Origin of the sequence: Coleofasciculus sp. A1-SPW-01 (genome assembly GCF_040217205.1) — a bacterium.
Lineage (GTDB): Bacteria > Cyanobacteriota > Cyanobacteriia > Cyanobacteriales > Coleofasciculaceae > Coleofasciculus > Coleofasciculus chthonoplastes_A.
In genome coordinates this window covers 1-17,532 of the sequence record NZ_JAVJNP010000181.1, presented here as the reverse complement: position 1 = coordinate 17,532, position 17,532 = coordinate 1, and the positions used below count along the sequence as shown (strand labels likewise).

Sequence of the window (17,532 nt, the reverse complement as noted above, 5' to 3'; positions counted from 1 at the left end):
AAATCTAGCTAGCGTCCCGTTCTGGCATCAGCCAAGGATGTTTCACTGGGAGTGGGTATTGTCCCTCTTTATCTGGTGTCTTGCTTGAGAGTAAATAGTCTGTAACACTTGCTGCCAGACAAAACGGCTGGAGGAAAACCTGAGTTGGTCAAGACTAGGCATTCCTAATCCGCGCCTTATCCTTATTAATTAATGAGAGTCTAAAAACATGGGATCTCTTCTTTCATATTTTTTCGCACTGTTTTTAATCGGCGGCGGCTACTATCTCGGTTCAATCAAAGTCATCAATCAGGGCAATCAAGCTATTGTTGAACGATTCGGGAAATATAAGAAAACCCTACAACCCGGTCTCCGACAGGTTTGGCTGGTGACTGAGCGCATTGCTGTAGAAGAAACCACTCGTGAACAAGTCTTAGACACCGAACCCCAGCAGGCAATCACGAAAGACAATATTTCTGTGGAAGTCGATGCGGTGGTGTACTGGAAAATCAACAACCTCTATAAAGCCTACTACGATGTTGAAGATGTAAAAGAGGCAATTGGAAATTTAGTTATCACAACGTTACGGTCGGAAATTGGCACAATGGATTTAGATCAAACCTATTCATCCCGCTCCGAGATCAATAAGAATTTGTCAATTCATCTCAAAGAGGCTGTCGATAGCTGGGGGGTAGAGGTCACCCGCGTGGAAGTCCAAGGAATTAAACCACCCCAGACAGTGCTAGACTCCTTGGAGAAGGAACGGGCAGCAGAAAGCATGAAAAAAGCGGCGATTTATGAGGCAGAGGGGGAGAGAGAAGCCGCGATCGCCCAGGCAGAGGGAACGGTGAAATCCCTAGAGATGATCTCAAAAGCGCTGCTTGAAAAGCCTAACAGTCAAGATGTACTCAAGTATTTGATTGCCACTCGTTATGTAGAAGCGAACGAGAAATTGGGAGAAAGTAGCAACTCCAAAATCGTATTCATGGACCCCAAAGCCTTGACTGAAGCGATGACTGATTTAATGGAGACTCCGGAATTACCAATCAAGAGAGATGGTGGAAATGGCTCGAATTAAGCCTTCGGCTCAATAATTCAACCGAGGCATTTCCTTATCGAACTTGGTAACGAAAGTATCTTTACTTCCCCTGCTTTCCCCAGAAGGGCGGGTTTAGTTAAGTTATCGGTTTGTTGCCATAAGTTATCCGTCAAACCCGCCCCTACACCTCCTACTTTTCACCTTAAGTTGGCACCAATGGCGGCAGGCGCGAGCCCACAATTGTAGGGGCGGGTTTAGGAACTACAATCAGCTATCCAGAAATAACTGAACAACAAAACCCGCCCTAGCTCACCCATAAATGAAGCACAAAACCCGCCCTTATTCATACGTCATAAAATGGAGGATGGACAGCTAAACTCTAGTCAGCGTCATCCTCTTCAGATGTTGGAGTATTCATCTCTTCTTTAAAACCTTTCAGCGTTTTTCCTAATGCGCGACCCATATCTGGGATCTTCTTGGGACCGAAAATTACTAGAGCGACAATTCCGATAATCGCCACTTCGGGCCATCCTAAACCAAACATACTTGTCTACTCCTATCAACTCTGCTTACTTATATTGACATCCTTATCGACTTCCTGATCTAGCAAAGGATCTGTAGCAAGTCGGGGATATCCATAATCGCTAACGGGATTTCCGGGTTCTTCGAGCCACCTTACACCAGCTAAGTCTTCGCTCTCCACCATCACACCATTCTTCCAGCGCTCATACTCGCTAATATCAATCTCCTCATTCCAGACAATTCCATATCCCTCTCGCTCAATCTTAAAATTCTTAAACAAAGCGGGTTGCCGGAGTGGAGAAAACATCGCGGTTGACAAATGCTACAACCTATGAATGAACAGAGACAGGGATTAAGCTAAGACGCGCCGTGTTTGGTAACGATAAAAAGCAGGCAGATTAAAATTGTGACGATCTCAACGGAATCAGAAGCTGATATCCTATATCTACCACCCGATCCTGCCTGGTTTAGCGTTAATTGTTTAGGTTCAAGGAATGTCAGTAACCACCAAGCCTTCCCTGCGAGAGCAACAACACCCCCTCATCCACCAATTAGCCGACTGTATTGAAGCCAACTGGCGGCGTTACCTGGATTTGTCGCCCTATCAGCTACCCGCTGAGTTGGGTTATGTAGAGGGGCGTCTAGAGGGTGAGAAACTTACGATTGAAAACCGTTGTTATCAGACACCACAGTTTCGTAAACTGCACTTGGAACTGGCAAAAGTGGGAACAATGCTCGATATCCTCCACTGTGTCATGTTTCCCCGTCCGGAGTATAATCTACCCATGTTCGGCTGTGATTTAGTTGGTGGACGGGGGAAAATCAGTGCCGCGATCGCAGACCTTTCTCCAGTGAATGCTCAGCGTATCTTACCTGACATTTACCGCCAACCATTACAAGCTTTACCAACTCCTCATTTCCAAGACGCCCGTGAGTTACCAGAGTGGGGCGATATTTTCTCTGAATTTTGTATTTTTATTCGACCCAACACCCCTGAAGAGGAACACCAATTTTTATCGCGAGTAGAGAATTTTCTCCAAATTCATTGTACTCAGGCGGTTAATGCGACACCGATTTCGGCTGAAGACCAAGCAGAAGTTTTAGCGGGTCAGCATTATTATTGCACCAAGCAGCAGCAGAATGATAAAACCCGTCGTGTCCTAGAAAAAGCCTTTGGTGCGGATTGGGCAGAGTATTATATGACAACGGTATTGTTTGACTTGCCATCGGCGTAATTGGTCATTCGTCATTTGTCATTTGTCATTTGTCAGGGAATAGGGAATAGGGAATAGGAAACAGGAAACAGGGAACATTGGAAAATGCTCCAGCATCTTGTCTAAGCGGTGCAGTGCTATAATAGTCCGCAGGAGCGAAAACCAAGCGAACAATATTAGGGCTTGAGACCCCGTAACAAAGCTTTTAAGAGTAGCGCACCTGTAATAAGGCGGTTAGAGAAATCCAGCATACCTTAATGGCGCTGAAAATAACGGATTAAAGCAGCAAAGCTTCTCAAATTACTTCGATCAATAAAAATTAAATAGGGCAAGTTCTGTCCAAATTTAAACCTGTGGACTGGTTGAGTGCCGTCACCGCCAGAGTGAAGCAGGAAGCAATTCGGATAATGTCTAACAAGATCCAATCTTGTCTAGCTTTGTCCAAGTGTTGTAGAACGGCATAAACCAGGGATGGATGAAGGACTATTGTCAAAACCGATAACTCGTTGGGCGATCGCGCTAGCTGTGGGCGGAACTCTGGCGACTGGAGTGGCGGCGGTTTACAGCCTAAATCGAACTCAACTGCGTCCAACTCAATCACATTCACAGCCGACGGCGACACCTGCAATCGAAGCGGTAACTGCCTTAGGACGCTTGGAACCCGCTGGCGAAGTGATCACAATATCCGCTCCCACATCACTGGAGGGCGCTAGTGTAGTGAAATCATTACTGGTTTCGGAAGGCGATCGCGTGCGGGAAAATCAAGTGATTGCGATTATGGATAACCGCGATCGCTTGCAAGCGTCTGTCGATCTGGCTAAAAAACAAGTTGAAATTGCTCAAGCGAATCTGGAACGAGTGAAAGCAGGTGCTAAAGCGGGTGCAATTCAAGCCCAAAAGGAAACCATTAATCGCCTGGATAAAGAATTAGAGGGAGAAACAAAAGCCCAACAGAGCAAAATTAATCGCTTAGAAACTGAACTGAGAGAAACCACCAAAGCTCAAGAAGCCACGATTCAAGCCCAACAAGCCACCGTTAAAGGTCAAGAAGCTACGATTAGACGACTCGAGGCAGAAAAACGCAACGCTGATAACGACTTTACCCGCTATCAGCAGTTAGCCGAAGATGGAGCTATTTCTACCTCAGAATTAGAAAGCCGCCGTTTGAGGGTGGAAACAGCCCTAGAACGCCTGAGTGAGGCACAAGAAAACCTCAGTCAACAACAGGCGCATCTAATTCAAGCCGAAGCAAACAAAGCCCAAACCATCGCTAATCTTAACGAACAGCTAGAAGAAGCCAGAGTCAACCGCAATAAAACAATCGCCATTCTAGAAGCTCGGATTAAAGAAGAAGAAGCCCGCCTAGAAGAAATCCAAGAAATTCGTCCGGTTGATATTAAACAAGCCGAAGCTGAAGTGGAAAGTACACTAGCAGCCGTTGAACAAGCCCAAGCTGATTTAGATTCATTAGCTTACGTGCGGGCTTCAGAAGATGGTCGAATTTTAGAGATTAATACCCGGGCTGGAGAAACTATTAAAGAAGGGGAAGGAATTGTTGAACTGGGAAAAACAGACGAGATGATAGTGGTTGCTGAAGTCTACGAAAGCGATATTAGCCAAGTACGTCTCGGACAACGTGTTGCTATCCGTAGTGAAGGCAAAGCATTTGAGGAAAAACTTCAAGGGAATGTCAGCAAAATTGGACTACAAATTGGCAAAAAAGATATTCTGGATACCGATCCGGCTGCTGATGTTGATGCCAGAGTCGTGGAAGTGAATATTCGTCTACGTCCAGAAGATAACCAAAAAGTTGCTGGCTTAACTAATTCAAAAGTTATCGTAGAAATATTCCTAGAATCATAGTCGAATTAGTTCAAAACTTAGTTGGGGCTAGTTTATTTGCATTTGGGTCATGTCAGAAAAGATAGTAGTGAAACCCGCCCCTACACAAAACTTAAAGCTTAAATGAAAATTCCTCTTGCTTGGTTACAATTGAGTCGCGAAAAAATCCGATTATTGGTCGCGATCGCAGGAATTGGCTTTGCTGATATTTTAATGTTTATGCAGCTTGGTTTCCGCGATGCCTTGTTTGAAAGTAATGTAACTCTACATAACAAGTTAAAAGGTGACATTTTTCTGATTAGCCCTCAATCCACTGCAACTATCGCCATGAAAAGCTTTCCCCAGCGGCGATTATATCAAGCTTTAGGTTTTGAGGGCGTTCAGTCTATTAGTCCACTCTATATGGATTTTGGCTTATGGAAAAATCCGCAAACTCGAGCAACTCGCGCCATTATGGTTTTGGGATTTAATCCAGCTAATCCAGTCTTAGAACTACCTGATGTTAACCAAAATTTGAATAAGATAAAAATAGAAAATGGGGTTTTATTCGATGATACTTCTAGACCCGAATATGGTTCAATTGCTCAACTCTTTCGTCAAAACGAAGAGGTAACGACAGAAGTAGAAGAACGTCGCATTCGGGTGGTAGGATTATTTAGTCTAGGCGCTTCTTTTGCTGCAGATGGAAATATTGTTACAAGTGATATTAATTTTTTGCGGATTTTTCCACGACGAGATAAGGGATTGATTGATATTGGTATAGTTCAATTACAACCTGGAGCAAATATTCAAAATGTTTTAACTGACATGAGACAAGAGTTTCCTGATGATGTCACAATTTTGTCCAAGCAAGAATTTATCGATTTTGAAAAAAATTACTGGCAAACCAGTACCGCGATCGGTTTTGTCTTCACTTTGGGGACAGTAATGGGGTTTGTTGTTGGTACGGTAATTGTTTATCAAATTCTTTATACCGATGTTTCCGATCATTTACCCGAATATGCCACACTCAAAGCGATGGGCTATACTCATCGTTATTTATTGATGGTGGTTTTCCAAGAAGCGCTTATTCTGGCAATTTTAGGATATATTCCGGGAATGGTAATTGCGTCGGGATTATATGGTTTAACCAAAGCCGCAACTCGTTTACCGATGACAATCACCTTGACTAAAACGATAACGATTCTAATTTTGACAATTATTATGTGTTGTGTATCGGGGGCGATTGCTGTGCGGAAACTGAAAGCTGCCGATCCTGCTGATATTTTTTAGAGGCTGAATAAGGGAGAAAAGAGATGGTATAAGTGGAGAAGGGCGGGTTTTGTTTTTACGTTATTGGTGGAGAAGGGCGGGTTTTGTTTTTACGTTATTGGTGGAGAAGGGCGGGTTTTGTTTTTCCATTATTGGTGGAGAAGGGCGGGTTTTGTTTTTCCATTATTGGTGGATAGCTAAATTTAGCCCCTAAACCCGCCCCTACAATTGTCCCTCAACCCGCCTTTAAACCCTTGCTGTTCCCTGTTCCCTGTTCCCTAATCTCAACCGTTAACTTTAATTATGTCCACCATTTATGACTTATCACGTATTACGTAAATCTCCTGTTGTCTCGATTAAAAATCTAAACCATTACTTTGGTAAAGGTTCTCTACGTAAACAAATTCTCTTTGATATCAACCTAGAACTATTACCGGGAGAAATTGTCTTGGTGACAGGTCCTTCGGGTTCAGGGAAGACAACCTTATTAACCCTAATTGGGGGCTTACGTTCACCCCAATCCGGTTGTGTTCAGGTTTTAGGACAGGAACTTGTCGGTGCGACAGAAGAAAAACTGGTGCAAGTGCGCCGCCATATTGGTTATATCTTTCAATCTCATAATTTGCTCAAGAGTCTTACGGCGTGCCAAAACGTGCAAATGTCTCTGGAACTTCACCCGGATATTTCTCCCGTCGAGGCGGTAGCGAAATCAACAGCACTATTAACCACAGTCGGTTTAGCCAATCATCTTAATCACTACCCCGATAACCTTTCTGGTGGACAAAAACAGCGAGTTGCGATCGCGCGGGCATTGGTGAGTCGTCCTCAGTTAGTTCTAGCCGACGAACCCACAGCAGCTTTGGATAGTCAATCTGGACGGAATGTAGTGGAATTAATGCAACAGTTAGCCAAAGAACAAGGATGCACCATTCTACTTGTCACCCACGATAACCGGATTCTAGATATTGCGGATCGGATTATTCATATCGAAGATGGACATATTCACCGAAGTAATCAGCATGTTCTTGAGCGAAGCGAAGGGTCATAAATAATACATATAAAATTGAAAAAAATGTAGCATCAGTTATTTGAGTTAAGAACAACGTTGAAGTTTGAGCAAGTTTAGCTAGGGTTTGCTGTATTAATCTCGAAGGTATACATGACAAGGGTTTTAAGCCATTTTTTTCTCCACAAGTGCAAGGTTTTTACACCATTAGTTTTCAAAATTCTGGGATTGCAAGTCTCCGCGATTACAGAATCTTACCTCAACAGGGGGTTAAAACTATTGCCTATTGCCTATTCCCTATTGCCTTTCCCAGCAGCCCCTATCTAATGATTGAGAGCCAGGAAATGGGTTCAGTGCATCCGCGCCCGATTTGTTCTTAAGGTCACGTTTACTCCCTCACTCGACTGCTGAAGCACCAGTAAAGGAGTCGGTTTAGCTTTTTGATCCCAGTGAATTGAAACAATTCGTCCTTGAATCGTGGGTTGCCAACTTTCATCCTCTGGACTGAGAAAAGTTTCGATACAATCAATAATCTGGCTAATCGTGGCTGAGGTGGCTTGAGTCGGTAATTTCGTCAACTTAATTTGAATCCGGAACAGCACTCGCATCGTGCGTTTACCACTGCTTTCCGTCTCGTACTTGACATCAAACAGTTCATCAACTTGCCTCCCCGTGGTACTAGCAATCCCGATCGCGCTTTGAGCCGCCTGATTGGGTCGTAGCGCTATACTGATGATTTGTTTAACCTTGATTTTGATTTGATTAACAATCGCAAAATGAAAGACCTCTTCCTCCATCCGCAATCGCAGATAGTCTAAATTGAATTCACGAGAGTGAACCAAATCCGGATTCGTTTCCATCTTGCGGATCGTATTCAGCGCCAACTTCAACTTTTTCTGGAGGTCTTTGGTTTTAAACTGCTCAAATTTCAGCCTCTTCGTCGCGGCATTCAATTGCATTTTGCCATAGACCAGTAAGCCAATAATCAGTACAAACAGTCCCATGGAGATAAACAGCCAGGGTGATCCGAAAGACTCAGTATCTGGGGGTGAAGAAGAAACAGCCGTGGGTGACGGCTGAGAAGCTTGAGCGAATAGTGATTCTCTCTTGATAATCGAACTGGACATAGTGCCTGTTGGAGAAAACGTAAGAGTTATTTCTATAGTCCCTTTCAGGGAGTGCATCGACGGCAATCTCATCCTGGTTAAGTCTGCTGGGATAAACCGACAGAGATTGTCTGTCAGTGGAAAACACTGTACCGAGCAGTAAACTCTTGCTAAAGCCCCCGAGGACTCCGCGATGTATATGATCTGAATTTAGGCGGTTAATCAATGTGCCGCTTTAATTTACAGATGCACCCATACAGACTGATTGTGAATAACAGTCTGAGAAAGCAAACAACGGTGTTCGTGTTAAGTGTTATCCTTAATGACGCCAACGTGCCCGATAGCTACGGGCATCAATGTGGCATAAATTAGGAAATCGGCTATAGCGACCTAAGCCACCGGGCCACCAGGGTTCCAGAGACCAATAAACTTGATTGCCACTTAACCCTTCACAGACAAAATCTATGGCATCTCCCACCAGATGCCGACTATACTTGGCACCCCCCACGGCTCGATTAATGTGAGGGGGACGATACCAACTGGTGACGATAAAAGGTCGCCCAATGCGATCGCGTGCCCGTTGTGCCAGTTTCGCAATGCGAATCATAGCATCCACTGTAGCTTGGTTCGGGGGCATACGTGTACCTCCATGGGTGGCTTCTGCCCAGGTAAAGTTACCATCGGGAATAATTGGTGCTAATAGCTGAATATTGTAGGGTGTCCACCGTTCAGGACGTTTGGGAATGACTACAGGTGTGGGCTTGGGCGGTGCTTCTTGGGCTTGGCGACGGGCTTCATTCATCCGTTTTTGGTCGTCCAGGAGAGATTGCACCGCCTGATTTCGGGTGGGCAAATCTCGCCAAAGTTGGACTAGACGAATGAGTGATTCCCGTTGGTTGTCCTCTTCTTTATAGTCTTTGGGTATCTTGCCGACAAAGCTGATCAGTTCTCGATCCAATTCCGCTGCCAGTTTTTGCATCGCGGTGGGATCAGTGGTACTCGCTTGGAGGATGTCTGGATTAATGCCCAGATGACTTAATACCGTGGCGCGGGAGTCAAATTGATTCCAGAGTCGAAAGCCTTCGGTGAGGGCATTGCGTTGGCTACCTTGTCCCTGGTAGAACTTCGGTATACGCTCGACAAAGGCAATTAGCGCCGGATCAATAATATCGAGATCTTCTTCGGGGGAGGCACTTTTTTCCAAAGACGCGATCGCTTCTTCTCGGGTTCGCAGTTGACGCCATAGTTGACTTAGGCGCAGCAATGCCTCTCTTTGATGGGGATAACCGCTATAGTTGGCAGACACCCGTCCCATAAATTGCTTCAGGGGAATATCCAATAGGGATTCATCCTCACGCGCTGATTCCACCTGATCCGTTGGCACTAACGAGGCAATCGCCGCATCCCGTGTATCCAGTTCCCGCCACACTCGCACCCCTTCGACCAACGCATCCCGTTGATGAGGTAATCCCCGATAATACTCTGGCAGTCGATCCACAAGTGTCAGTAAGGCTTTATCCAGATAGGCAAGGTTTTGGGGCAGGTTTTCACTGTTGAAGTCGGCGGCTAAATCCGCCAGATACGCTTGTTTAAGGGACTCAAAGTTACTCGGTTCTAAACGTGCCACATAGGGTTGACTAGCTGGCGGTACATATCCCCTAGCCACGTTTTGCAGGAACTCGTCACTATAGCGTCCCTGTTCGGACAGCCATAAATCACTCCCTTGTTGTCCCTGAGCGATTAAACTATCAGTCAGCGATCGGATAGCATTAGCAGCATATTGCACTTGTTCGGGGAATGTATCCACCTGATCGGGTGATACCCGATTGGCAGGCGAGATGCCTAATCCCGTTTCTCCATCAGCAAGCGTCGGAGACGAATGAACCTGATAAAGAGCCGCCAAAATTGGCTTGTGAATTCCCGCTCGTTCGGCGGCTAGAAGATAATAATAATTCCGTTGGTCTGGTGAGAGTATTGTCATGATAAATTTTGATCACCCAAGATATAGCAACCATTACACAATAATCTTTGACATCCTCCCCCACTAACCGCGTCACGGTATAGTAGGGGATTCCCAAAAAAGGTCATCAAAAAGTGATAATTGCACATATTCTCCCTTTTTGGTTCGGTTCACCCAAAGGTAGCGATGTCTCCTTCCTTTTGGGAGTCCCTGTTGATTCAGTGATAACCCAAGATATAGCACTCATTAATCTATGGCTTTTTTATCGATGAACTCAGCAATAGCCGCCCATTGCTGGAAAACGCTACGTCTGATTGCCACGGATATGGATGGTACGCTAACACGACAGGGTAAATTTAGTGCCGATTTGCTGCAAGCGTTGGAACATTTAAGTGCAGCGAATATCCCGGTACTGATTGTTACAGGGCGTTCCGCAGGTTGGGTCAGTGGTTTGGTGAATTATTTACCCGTGCAGGGCGCGATCGCAGAAAATGGTGGGTTATATTATCCAGCCGATAAACAGCAACCTGTCTTTTTATCCACAATTGCTGACATAACCACTCATCGCCAACAATTAGCCGATACCTATCAACGCCTCAAATCCGAATTTTCCCAGATTCACGAATCGGCTGACAATCGCTTTCGTCTCACCGATTGGACGTTTGATAATCGCGATCTCACCACCCATCAGCTAGAACGCCTTAACACCCTATGTACGTCAATGGATTGGAGTTTTACCTACAGTTCGGTACAGTGTCACATTAAACCCAGATCTCAGGATAAAGCGATCGGCTTAATCCAAGTGTTACGCGACCATTTTCCCCAGTATCAACCGGAACAAGTGCTGACAGTGGGTGATAGTCCTAACGATGCCAGTTTATTTAATCCACAGCTATTTCCCCTATCGGTGGGCGTTGCTAATGTTTTGGACTATACCGATGAGCTGGACTATAAACCCGCTTATGTAACCGTCGCTACAGAAGGCGATGGATTTTGTGAGTTAGTAGAGTACCTGCATCAGGTAGGAGGGTAATTGCTCCCTGACTCTTGACAAATGACATAAGACAAATAACAAATGACAAATGACAAGGTGTAGGAGCAACATTTATGGTGCTGGTTGTCCAAAAATACGGTGGAACCTCGGTTGGGTCAGTTGAGCGGATTCAAACCGTCGCCCAACGCCTATTTAAAACAGTTCAAGCGGGTAACTCGTTAGTCGTCGTCGTGTCAGCCATGGGTAAAACGACGGATGGGTTAGTTAAACTGGCGCACGAAATTTCCGCCAATCCCAGCCGTCGGGAAATGGATATGTTGCTCTCCACCGGCGAACAAGTTTCCATCGCGCTGCTAGCGATGGCGTTGCAGGAATTAGGACAACCCGCGATTTCTCTGACTGGCGCACAAGTGGGTATTGTCACAGAAGCCCAATATAGCCGCGCCCGTATCTTTAGTATCCACACCGAACGAATTTCTCGACATCTAGACGAGGGTAAAGTGGTTGTGGTAGCGGGGTTTCAAGGAATCAGTAGTCTGACTGACTTAGAGATTACCACTTTGGGACGCGGCGGATCAGATACCTCAGCCGTGGCGTTAGCGGCATCATTAGGGGCAGATCGGTGTGAGATTTACACGGATGTTCCGGGTATTTTAACCGCCGATCCGCGCTTAGTCTCCGATGCTCAACTCATGGACGAGATTACCTGCGATGAGATGCTGGAATTGGCAAGCTTAGGGGCGAAGGTACTGCATCCCCGTGCGGTGGAAATTGCTCGCAATTATGGGATGCCTTTGGTTGTATTATCCAGTTGGACGGATGATCCGGGGACGAAGGTGATTTCTCCTACGCCACAACCGCGTTCGTTAGATGATTTAGAAATAGCTCGATCAGTGGATGCGGTAGAATTTGATACCGATCAGGCAAAAGTGGCAATGCTGCGGGTTCCCGATCATCCCGGTGTCGCCGCCCAATTATTTGGAGAGATTGCGGGTCAAGATTTGGATGTGGATTTAATTATCCAGTCGATTCACGAGGGGAATACGAATGATATTGCCTTTAGTGTAAGTAAGGGTATTCTCAAACGGGCTGAAGCCGTCGCCGAAGCGATCGCGCCCGCTTTCCGTAGCCCCACTAATCCCAGTGATGATGAGGCGGAAGTCTTAGTGGAATCAAATATCGCCAAAATCGCGATCGCGGGGGCGGGAATGATTGGACACCCTGGTATTGCGGCGCAAATGTTCACCACCTTGGCAAATGCGGGGATCAATATTCAGATGATTTCCACCTCTGAGGTAAAAGTAAGCTGTGTGATTGATGCGGCTGATTGTAATCGCGCGATCGCGGTTTTGTGTGACCAGTTTAATATTAAGAGTTCCCCTGCCCGTTTACCGATTTCTGATAATGTAGAGACGCGCCATGGCGCGTCTCTACATTCAAACCCCGTCCGAGGGGTTGCCCTTGACCAAAATCAAGCCCGTTTAGCCATTCGTTATGTTCCTGATCGTCCAGGTATGGCAGCTCGCATATTTAGTATCTTAGCCGAGCAAACCATTAGCGTGGATATGATTATTCAATCTCAGCGCTGTCGAGTAATTGATGGAATTCCCACACGCGATATTGCCTTCACCGTCGCCCAAGCTGAGGCAGAAAATGCCCAGAAAATTCTCCAAGAGGCAGCACCTATTTTAGGATACGGCAAGGTTCTCCTGGATGCCGATATTGCTAAAGTCAGTATTGTGGGTGCAGAAATGATTGGACAACCCGGTGTAGCCGCGCGAATGTTTGCTGCCCTTTCTCAACACAAAATCAACATTCAAATGATTACCACGTCGGAAATAAAGATTAGTTGTGTAGTGAATAAAGAACAAGGGGTGACAGCATTACAAGCCATTCACCAGGCATTTGGTTTAGCCGGAAATCAGCAAGTTGAAGTTCCCACATAGGAGTGTCCATTTTATTTATGTTGTCTGCCTTATCTCTTTTCTCAGGTGCAGGTGGGATGGATATTGGTGTCCGTCAAGCTGGCTTTGAAATACTAGCCGACATCGAAATTGACCCCTACTGCTGCAAAACTATCCGCAGCGCAATGGACAGAGAGAATCTGAGAACTTTGCTGATTGAAAAAGATATCAAGCAAGTTGATCCGTCTCATTTAATCAGAGAGTTAACGATACAACCAGGGGATTTAGATTTACTCTTTGGTGGTAGTCCTTGTCAAAGTTTTTCTCAAGCTGGCAAACGTGGCTCTTTAAATGACGAGAGAGGCTTACTTTTGTTTGAGTTTGTTAGATTTGCTAAATATTTTCAGCCTAAATTTATTGTAATTGAACAAGTTAAGGGTATATTGAATGCTCCAGATAAGTCGGGAAAGAACGGTGGTGTTTTTGAAAGTCTTAAAAATAAACTGGAGGAATTAGGATATCGTTTTAGACAGCAAATTCTAAATTCAGCGGACTATGGAGTTGCTCAACTTAGAGAAAGGGTATTTTCCGAAAGTTTAGCGGCTTCTCGAACCATCGTCTGATGCTGCTCGCTGCGTCCGAGTAAAAAATCGACAAAATCGGCTACTTCTTCAACTTTACCAGGAGGCAAGTCGCGGATTTTTTTAATTAGCGTTTGTTCAAAAGAATTGAGGATAACTGTATTATTCATACTTTGAGTATAGTTTGTATGGCTTATTTTAGCATCTGACAAAAAGCGAGTTACTCAAGGCTTTTGATCTAAACTAATCGCCCGATACAACGCCGTTTTTTCCTTTGCCCTACGAACATAAGGTTCTAATTGTTTTACATCCAAACCGCTTAAAATACTCAAATCCTCCACATTCATCCCTCTCATTAACAGTTCCACGCACCATGTCTGTCGCGCTTGCTCAATTGAGGGAGATGGCGTTTCCAACTCAGCGGTAAAGTTACGCCATGCCGCTCTTAATTCTGGCACAGACATCCGTTCCAATGCTTCATTAACAAACAGGGGTGAACGATCATCTTTACGACTTTTGAGCCATTGGTTTAAGGGATTGCGGGTGTATGAACCATAGCGTTTGCCCATAATCCACTGATTGACAGGGACTTGGCGCACGTTACCGTGAGTCACTTTTAATAAGTGTCTATGGGCGTCACTAATTTGGTGCGATCGCTCTAAGCCAATAATTTCTTCTACCCGCAATCCTGCACCAAAGAGGACATAAGCGAGAGCATAATCCCGTAAGCCGCTTTTTTTGGCTTGTTGCAAAATGTCATGCACTAAGGATGCGGGTAAATCGGCTACCGTCTCAGAGGAAATCACCTGAGAAGGCGCATTCGGTGAAGAATCGGGGACAGGCTGGCGCATTATCTCCCCTGTATCGCCGCTTCCTGGCTCTTCCTCCGCCTCTTCCCGTCTCTGTATCTCTCCGTCTGCAAAAGCTCCGTGTAAGATGAGTTCGACCAAACTTTGCAAAAAATCCTCCTGATTCTGCCAAAGCCTGTGGAACTCGCTGGTTAGTTCAATCACCAAATACCCAAATAACATCCCATTAACCAAACTGGCTAATTTTTCCGCTGATAAACGTAAATGTAAGCGATCGCGTTGAATTACGGTGGTAAGATAATCAGCAAAGTCCAGGTTGGCTTGAGTCACACCTTCTCCTAACGCCTGACGATGCTCAACCGTATATTTTCCTGACTCCCCAACCACAGAACGCAGTAATTCGGGCATTTGCGTGAGAACCTGAAGGCGATCGCGTCCATAGTTAATTAGCGCCTGCTCAAACGTCGTTGTCTGATCGACTTGGGCTCTGAGTGATTCACCCAGACGGGTAAACACCCCAGAGTCTTCGATCACCGCTAAGAGTAATCCTTGTTTGTTACCAAAGTTACGGAACAGCGTGACTTCATTAACCTGGGCTAATTCAGCAATCTGACGTGTAGTCGTCTCGGTAACCCCCTGAACGGTAAACAACTCAAGCGCTGCTTGAATCAAACGCGCTCGTGTTGTAGAACTGGTACGAGACATAGTTTAGTAATGTAAGTAACACTTGCATTTTGATGGATAAATCGTTAAGCTGATGATAGAAGTGTAAGTAACACTTGCACCTCAATTCCTACTGTAACGATTCTCATGACTAATCATTCAATCTCAGTGCCTCCTCAAAGTCGCACTAACTTACCCTTCCATTGGCCCAGTCTGCTATTTTTTGGCACGATTCACGCTTTGGCACTGCTGGCGCCCTGGTTTTTTTCATGGTCAGCCTTGGGAGTAATGATACTTCTCCACTGGCTCTTTGGCAGTATTGGCATCTGCTTATCCTATCATCGGCTTTTGACCCATCGGAGTTTTCAAGTGCCTAAGTGGTTAGAATATATCCTGACCACCATCGGGGCTGTAGCTCTACAAGGGGGACCAATCTTCTGGGTAGCAGGACACCGTCAGCATCATGCTCACCCCGATGATGCAAACAAAGACCCTTACTCAGCACGACATGGGTTTTGGTGGAGTCACATGCTTTGGCTGTTTTATCACAAACCCGAATTTTTTGATTACGAAGTTTATCAGAAATACGCTCCTGATATGGCGAGAGACGCCTATTATCGCTGGTTAGATCGCTACTTCTTATTGTTACAACTTCCTTTGGGTCTATTGCTTTACGTAGTCGGAGGATGGCAATTTGTATTCTGGGGTGTCTTTGTCCGAGCTGTCGTACTGTGGCACAGCACCTGGTTAATTAATTCTGCCACTCACCTGCGCGGTTATCAGACTTATGAAGTTAATGATGGTTCTCGCAATCTCTGGTGGGCAGCTATCTTAACCTACGGAGAAGGTTGGCACAACAATCACCACGCTCATCCCAATGTTGCTCCGGCTGGACGTAAATGGTGGGAAATCGATATGACATGGTGGGCAATTCAACTACTACAAGGAGTAGGTTTAGCGAAGAAAGTAGTCCTACCGCCCCAAAAGGCAGCCTAGTCAAACGCTTGGGCAGTTTAAACCTATGCCCTTGAGGGTCGCGAAGGGTCAAAAGTTTGTTTTGATCAGATTTTTTGAAGAGTTAGCCAATGTAGGTATTGTTCTACTCTGAATTTTTAATTTGAAAATAGCTTGATGCTAACTCAATTAATAATTTATGAACCGCGCCTTACTTCGTGAAGACGCGGATTGCCAGAGGTAACCTGGCAGGAAGTCATGAATAGGGCATGAGTTGGTAAGGGATAATCACTCCTCGGTTTACGAGAGTGGAAACCGAGGACTCCCGCGAACACGTTAAATTTAATATTCATGAGTTACATTGAACCGCATGACTTGACAAGGGTAGTTATGTGGTTGTTTTTTAGCTCAGAGGAGTTTCTCGGTAATAGGAAAGTAGGGTCAGGTTTCATTAACGGCTTATTCAACCATCCTTTTAGGACAATAGAAAAAAATGAGGCAGTATTCTCCACTGACAATTATTTCTTATCTAATCGGCCCGACGCTGATTATCTTTAGCCATATCGGATCGTTACTTGTTTTAATCACGGGTTTATCGTGGGGTGCCTTCCTATGGATCATATTTTTATATGTCATCCGTATGCTGGCAACAACTGGCATCTACCATCGACTACTCACCCACAAAAGCTATCAGGCTCCGGCTCCAGTTCTATGGGTAGGAAGTATAGTGGGAGCATCAGCGGGACAGATGGGTCCAAGTTGGTGGAAAGCACACCATGTAGCCCATCATAAACATGTCGATCAAGATCTTGATCCCCATTCCCCCTGTACACCCTTTCAGGGGATCAGAGGATTTTATTGGTCTCAAGGGGGTTGGCTATTATCTCCCCGCTTTTTTCCTGCCAAGCTACCTGCCGATGTTGAGAGTGATACGGTTTTAAAGGTGATTGATCGTTTGCACTTTATCCCTCTAGTAGCACTTGGGGCAATTTCTTATGTCATCGGTGGCGTTGAATATCTGGGTGCTTTTTTTCTCAGCACAACGTTGCTGTTTCATGGCGTGCAAACCGTCAACTCCCTTTGCCATATTGTGGGTAAACAACCTTTTATAACTAACGATCTCAGTTGCAATAATCAGTTTGTAGCATTTTTAACTCTGGGTGAAGGCTGGCATAATCTCCATCATGCCTTTCAGTCATCCAGTCGCCAGGGGATAACCATTCGTTCTGGACAGGTTGTCTATCTTCCAGATCCCACGTTTAGCTTCATTAAAATGCTTGAGTTCTTCAAGTTAGCGTCAAAGCTTAAAGTGCCGACTGAAACCAAGCTGCTGGCGTGTGCCAAGGTTCTAAGTGTTCAACCGCCAGAGTTGCCAGCCGTCGTAACGACATCAGTGGATTTAGAATAACCTTGAGGTAAGTTGAGGTAAGCCTTACATTGTTTTGTTTTGGGGAAACTTCACTCTAATTCCACGTATTCGGCTAAATTGTCAATTTGGGGATCAGGAAACCGATAAAGTAAACGCCATAGCACGTTTTAATTTAAAGACGGCTTGAGGCTAACTCAATTTAACTGACGAGGGGTTTGGGGAGCTATAAGTCCTACGCCATAATCTCTGATTTGGCGTTGGGATGCCTTCACTCCCCAAGTCAATTGAGCGGGGTTCGATGCCCCCGAAATTGACGTTTACCATTTTGAGAAAAGAGTG

The 17,532-nt window shown here is 45.3% G+C and carries 15 protein-coding genes; 10 read left to right on the top strand and 5 right to left on the bottom strand.

Features of this window, described 5'->3' with window-relative positions; genetic code table 11:
* Positions 1-208 precede the first annotated feature (208 nt).
* Positions 209-1,057 (top strand): SPFH domain-containing protein, encoded by an 849-nt coding sequence (locus tag RH949_RS26660; RefSeq protein WP_006100951.1) that lies wholly within the window; start codon positions 209-211, stop codon positions 1,055-1,057.
* Between the two features lie 340 nt (positions 1,058-1,397).
* Here RH949_RS26660 and tatA read toward each other — a convergent pair whose 3' ends face one another.
* Positions 1,398-1,562: a twin-arginine translocase TatA/TatE family subunit gene (gene tatA / locus RH949_RS26655; protein WP_006100800.1), complete on the bottom strand. Its 165-nt coding sequence runs from the start codon at positions 1,560-1,562 to the stop codon at positions 1,398-1,400.
* Positions 1,563-1,577: 15 nt separating this feature from the next.
* A complete protein-coding gene (locus RH949_RS26650) occupies positions 1,578-1,847 on the bottom strand; it encodes a DUF2442 domain-containing protein (protein ID WP_006100815.1) in 270 nt (89 codons plus the stop codon).
* Between the two features lie 187 nt (positions 1,848-2,034).
* Between RH949_RS26650 and RH949_RS26645 the strand changes: the two genes are divergently transcribed.
* The 4 genes from RH949_RS26645 to RH949_RS26630 all read left to right on the top strand — a co-directional run bounded on the left by RH949_RS26645 (position 2,035) and on the right by RH949_RS26630 (position 6,895).
* A complete protein-coding gene (locus RH949_RS26645; protein WP_006100980.1) occupies positions 2,035-2,775 on the top strand; it encodes a phycocyanobilin:ferredoxin oxidoreductase in 741 nt (246 codons plus the stop codon).
* A 450-nt stretch (positions 2,776-3,225) separates the two neighbouring features.
* Positions 3,226-4,617 (top strand): HlyD family efflux transporter periplasmic adaptor subunit, encoded by a 1,392-nt coding sequence (locus RH949_RS26640; protein WP_006100963.1) that lies wholly within the window; start codon positions 3,226-3,228, stop codon positions 4,615-4,617.
* A gap of 102 nt (positions 4,618-4,719) precedes the next feature.
* Positions 4,720-5,868 carry an ABC transporter permease DevC gene (gene devC / locus RH949_RS26635; protein WP_006100982.1) on the top strand — a complete coding sequence of 383 codons (1,149 nt, stop codon included), beginning with the start codon at positions 4,720-4,722 and terminating at the stop codon, positions 5,866-5,868.
* Between the two features lie 295 nt (positions 5,869-6,163).
* Positions 6,164-6,895, top strand: a complete 732-nt coding sequence (locus RH949_RS26630) for a DevA family ABC transporter ATP-binding protein (RefSeq protein ID WP_446357392.1) — start codon at positions 6,164-6,166, stop codon at positions 6,893-6,895.
* A gap of 308 nt (positions 6,896-7,203) precedes the next feature.
* Here RH949_RS26630 and RH949_RS26625 read toward each other — a convergent pair whose 3' ends face one another.
* Together RH949_RS26625 and RH949_RS26620 are read right to left on the bottom strand one after the other, a co-directional pair.
* On the bottom strand, positions 7,204-7,980 hold the full coding sequence (locus tag RH949_RS26625; RefSeq protein ID WP_006100895.1) for a hypothetical protein: 777 nt from the start codon (positions 7,978-7,980) through the stop codon (positions 7,204-7,206).
* 298 nt (positions 7,981-8,278) lie between these two features.
* Positions 8,279-9,940, bottom strand: a complete 1,662-nt coding sequence (locus tag RH949_RS26620) for a D-Ala-D-Ala carboxypeptidase family metallohydrolase (protein ID WP_006100956.1) — start codon at positions 9,938-9,940, stop codon at positions 8,279-8,281.
* Between the two features lie 247 nt (positions 9,941-10,187).
* On the opposite strand from RH949_RS26620, the gene RH949_RS26615 reads away from it, so the two are divergent.
* The 3 genes from RH949_RS26615 to RH949_RS26605 all read left to right on the top strand — a co-directional run bounded on the left by RH949_RS26615 (position 10,188) and on the right by RH949_RS26605 (position 13,440).
* Entirely contained in the window at positions 10,188-10,952 is a 765-nt protein-coding gene (locus tag RH949_RS26615) for an HAD family hydrolase (protein ID WP_232231702.1), read from the top strand.
* Between the two features lie 74 nt (positions 10,953-11,026).
* Positions 11,027-12,859 (top strand): aspartate kinase, encoded by a 1,833-nt coding sequence (locus RH949_RS26610; protein WP_446357389.1) that lies wholly within the window; start codon positions 11,027-11,029, stop codon positions 12,857-12,859.
* Positions 12,860-12,861: 2 nt separating this feature from the next.
* Positions 12,862-13,440, top strand: a complete 579-nt coding sequence (locus RH949_RS26605) for a DNA cytosine methyltransferase (RefSeq protein WP_446357387.1) — start codon at positions 12,862-12,864, stop codon at positions 13,438-13,440.
* A 182-nt stretch (positions 13,441-13,622) separates the two neighbouring features.
* Here RH949_RS26605 and RH949_RS26600 read toward each other — a convergent pair whose 3' ends face one another.
* Positions 13,623-14,912, bottom strand: coding sequence for a TetR family transcriptional regulator (locus tag RH949_RS26600; RefSeq protein WP_446357385.1), 1,290 nt, complete (start codon positions 14,910-14,912; stop codon positions 13,623-13,625).
* A gap of 105 nt (positions 14,913-15,017) precedes the next feature.
* Between RH949_RS26600 and RH949_RS26595 the strand changes: the two genes are divergently transcribed.
* Both RH949_RS26595 and RH949_RS26590 read left to right on the top strand, forming a co-directional pair.
* The gene (locus RH949_RS26595) at positions 15,018-15,866 is read left to right on the top strand and encodes an acyl-CoA desaturase (RefSeq protein WP_044206998.1); all 849 of its coding nucleotides are present in this window, start codon (positions 15,018-15,020) and stop codon (positions 15,864-15,866) included.
* A gap of 451 nt (positions 15,867-16,317) precedes the next feature.
* Positions 16,318-17,232, top strand: coding sequence for an acyl-CoA desaturase (locus tag RH949_RS26590; RefSeq protein ID WP_446357383.1), 915 nt, complete (start codon positions 16,318-16,320; stop codon positions 17,230-17,232).
* Positions 17,233-17,532 lie beyond the last annotated feature (300 nt).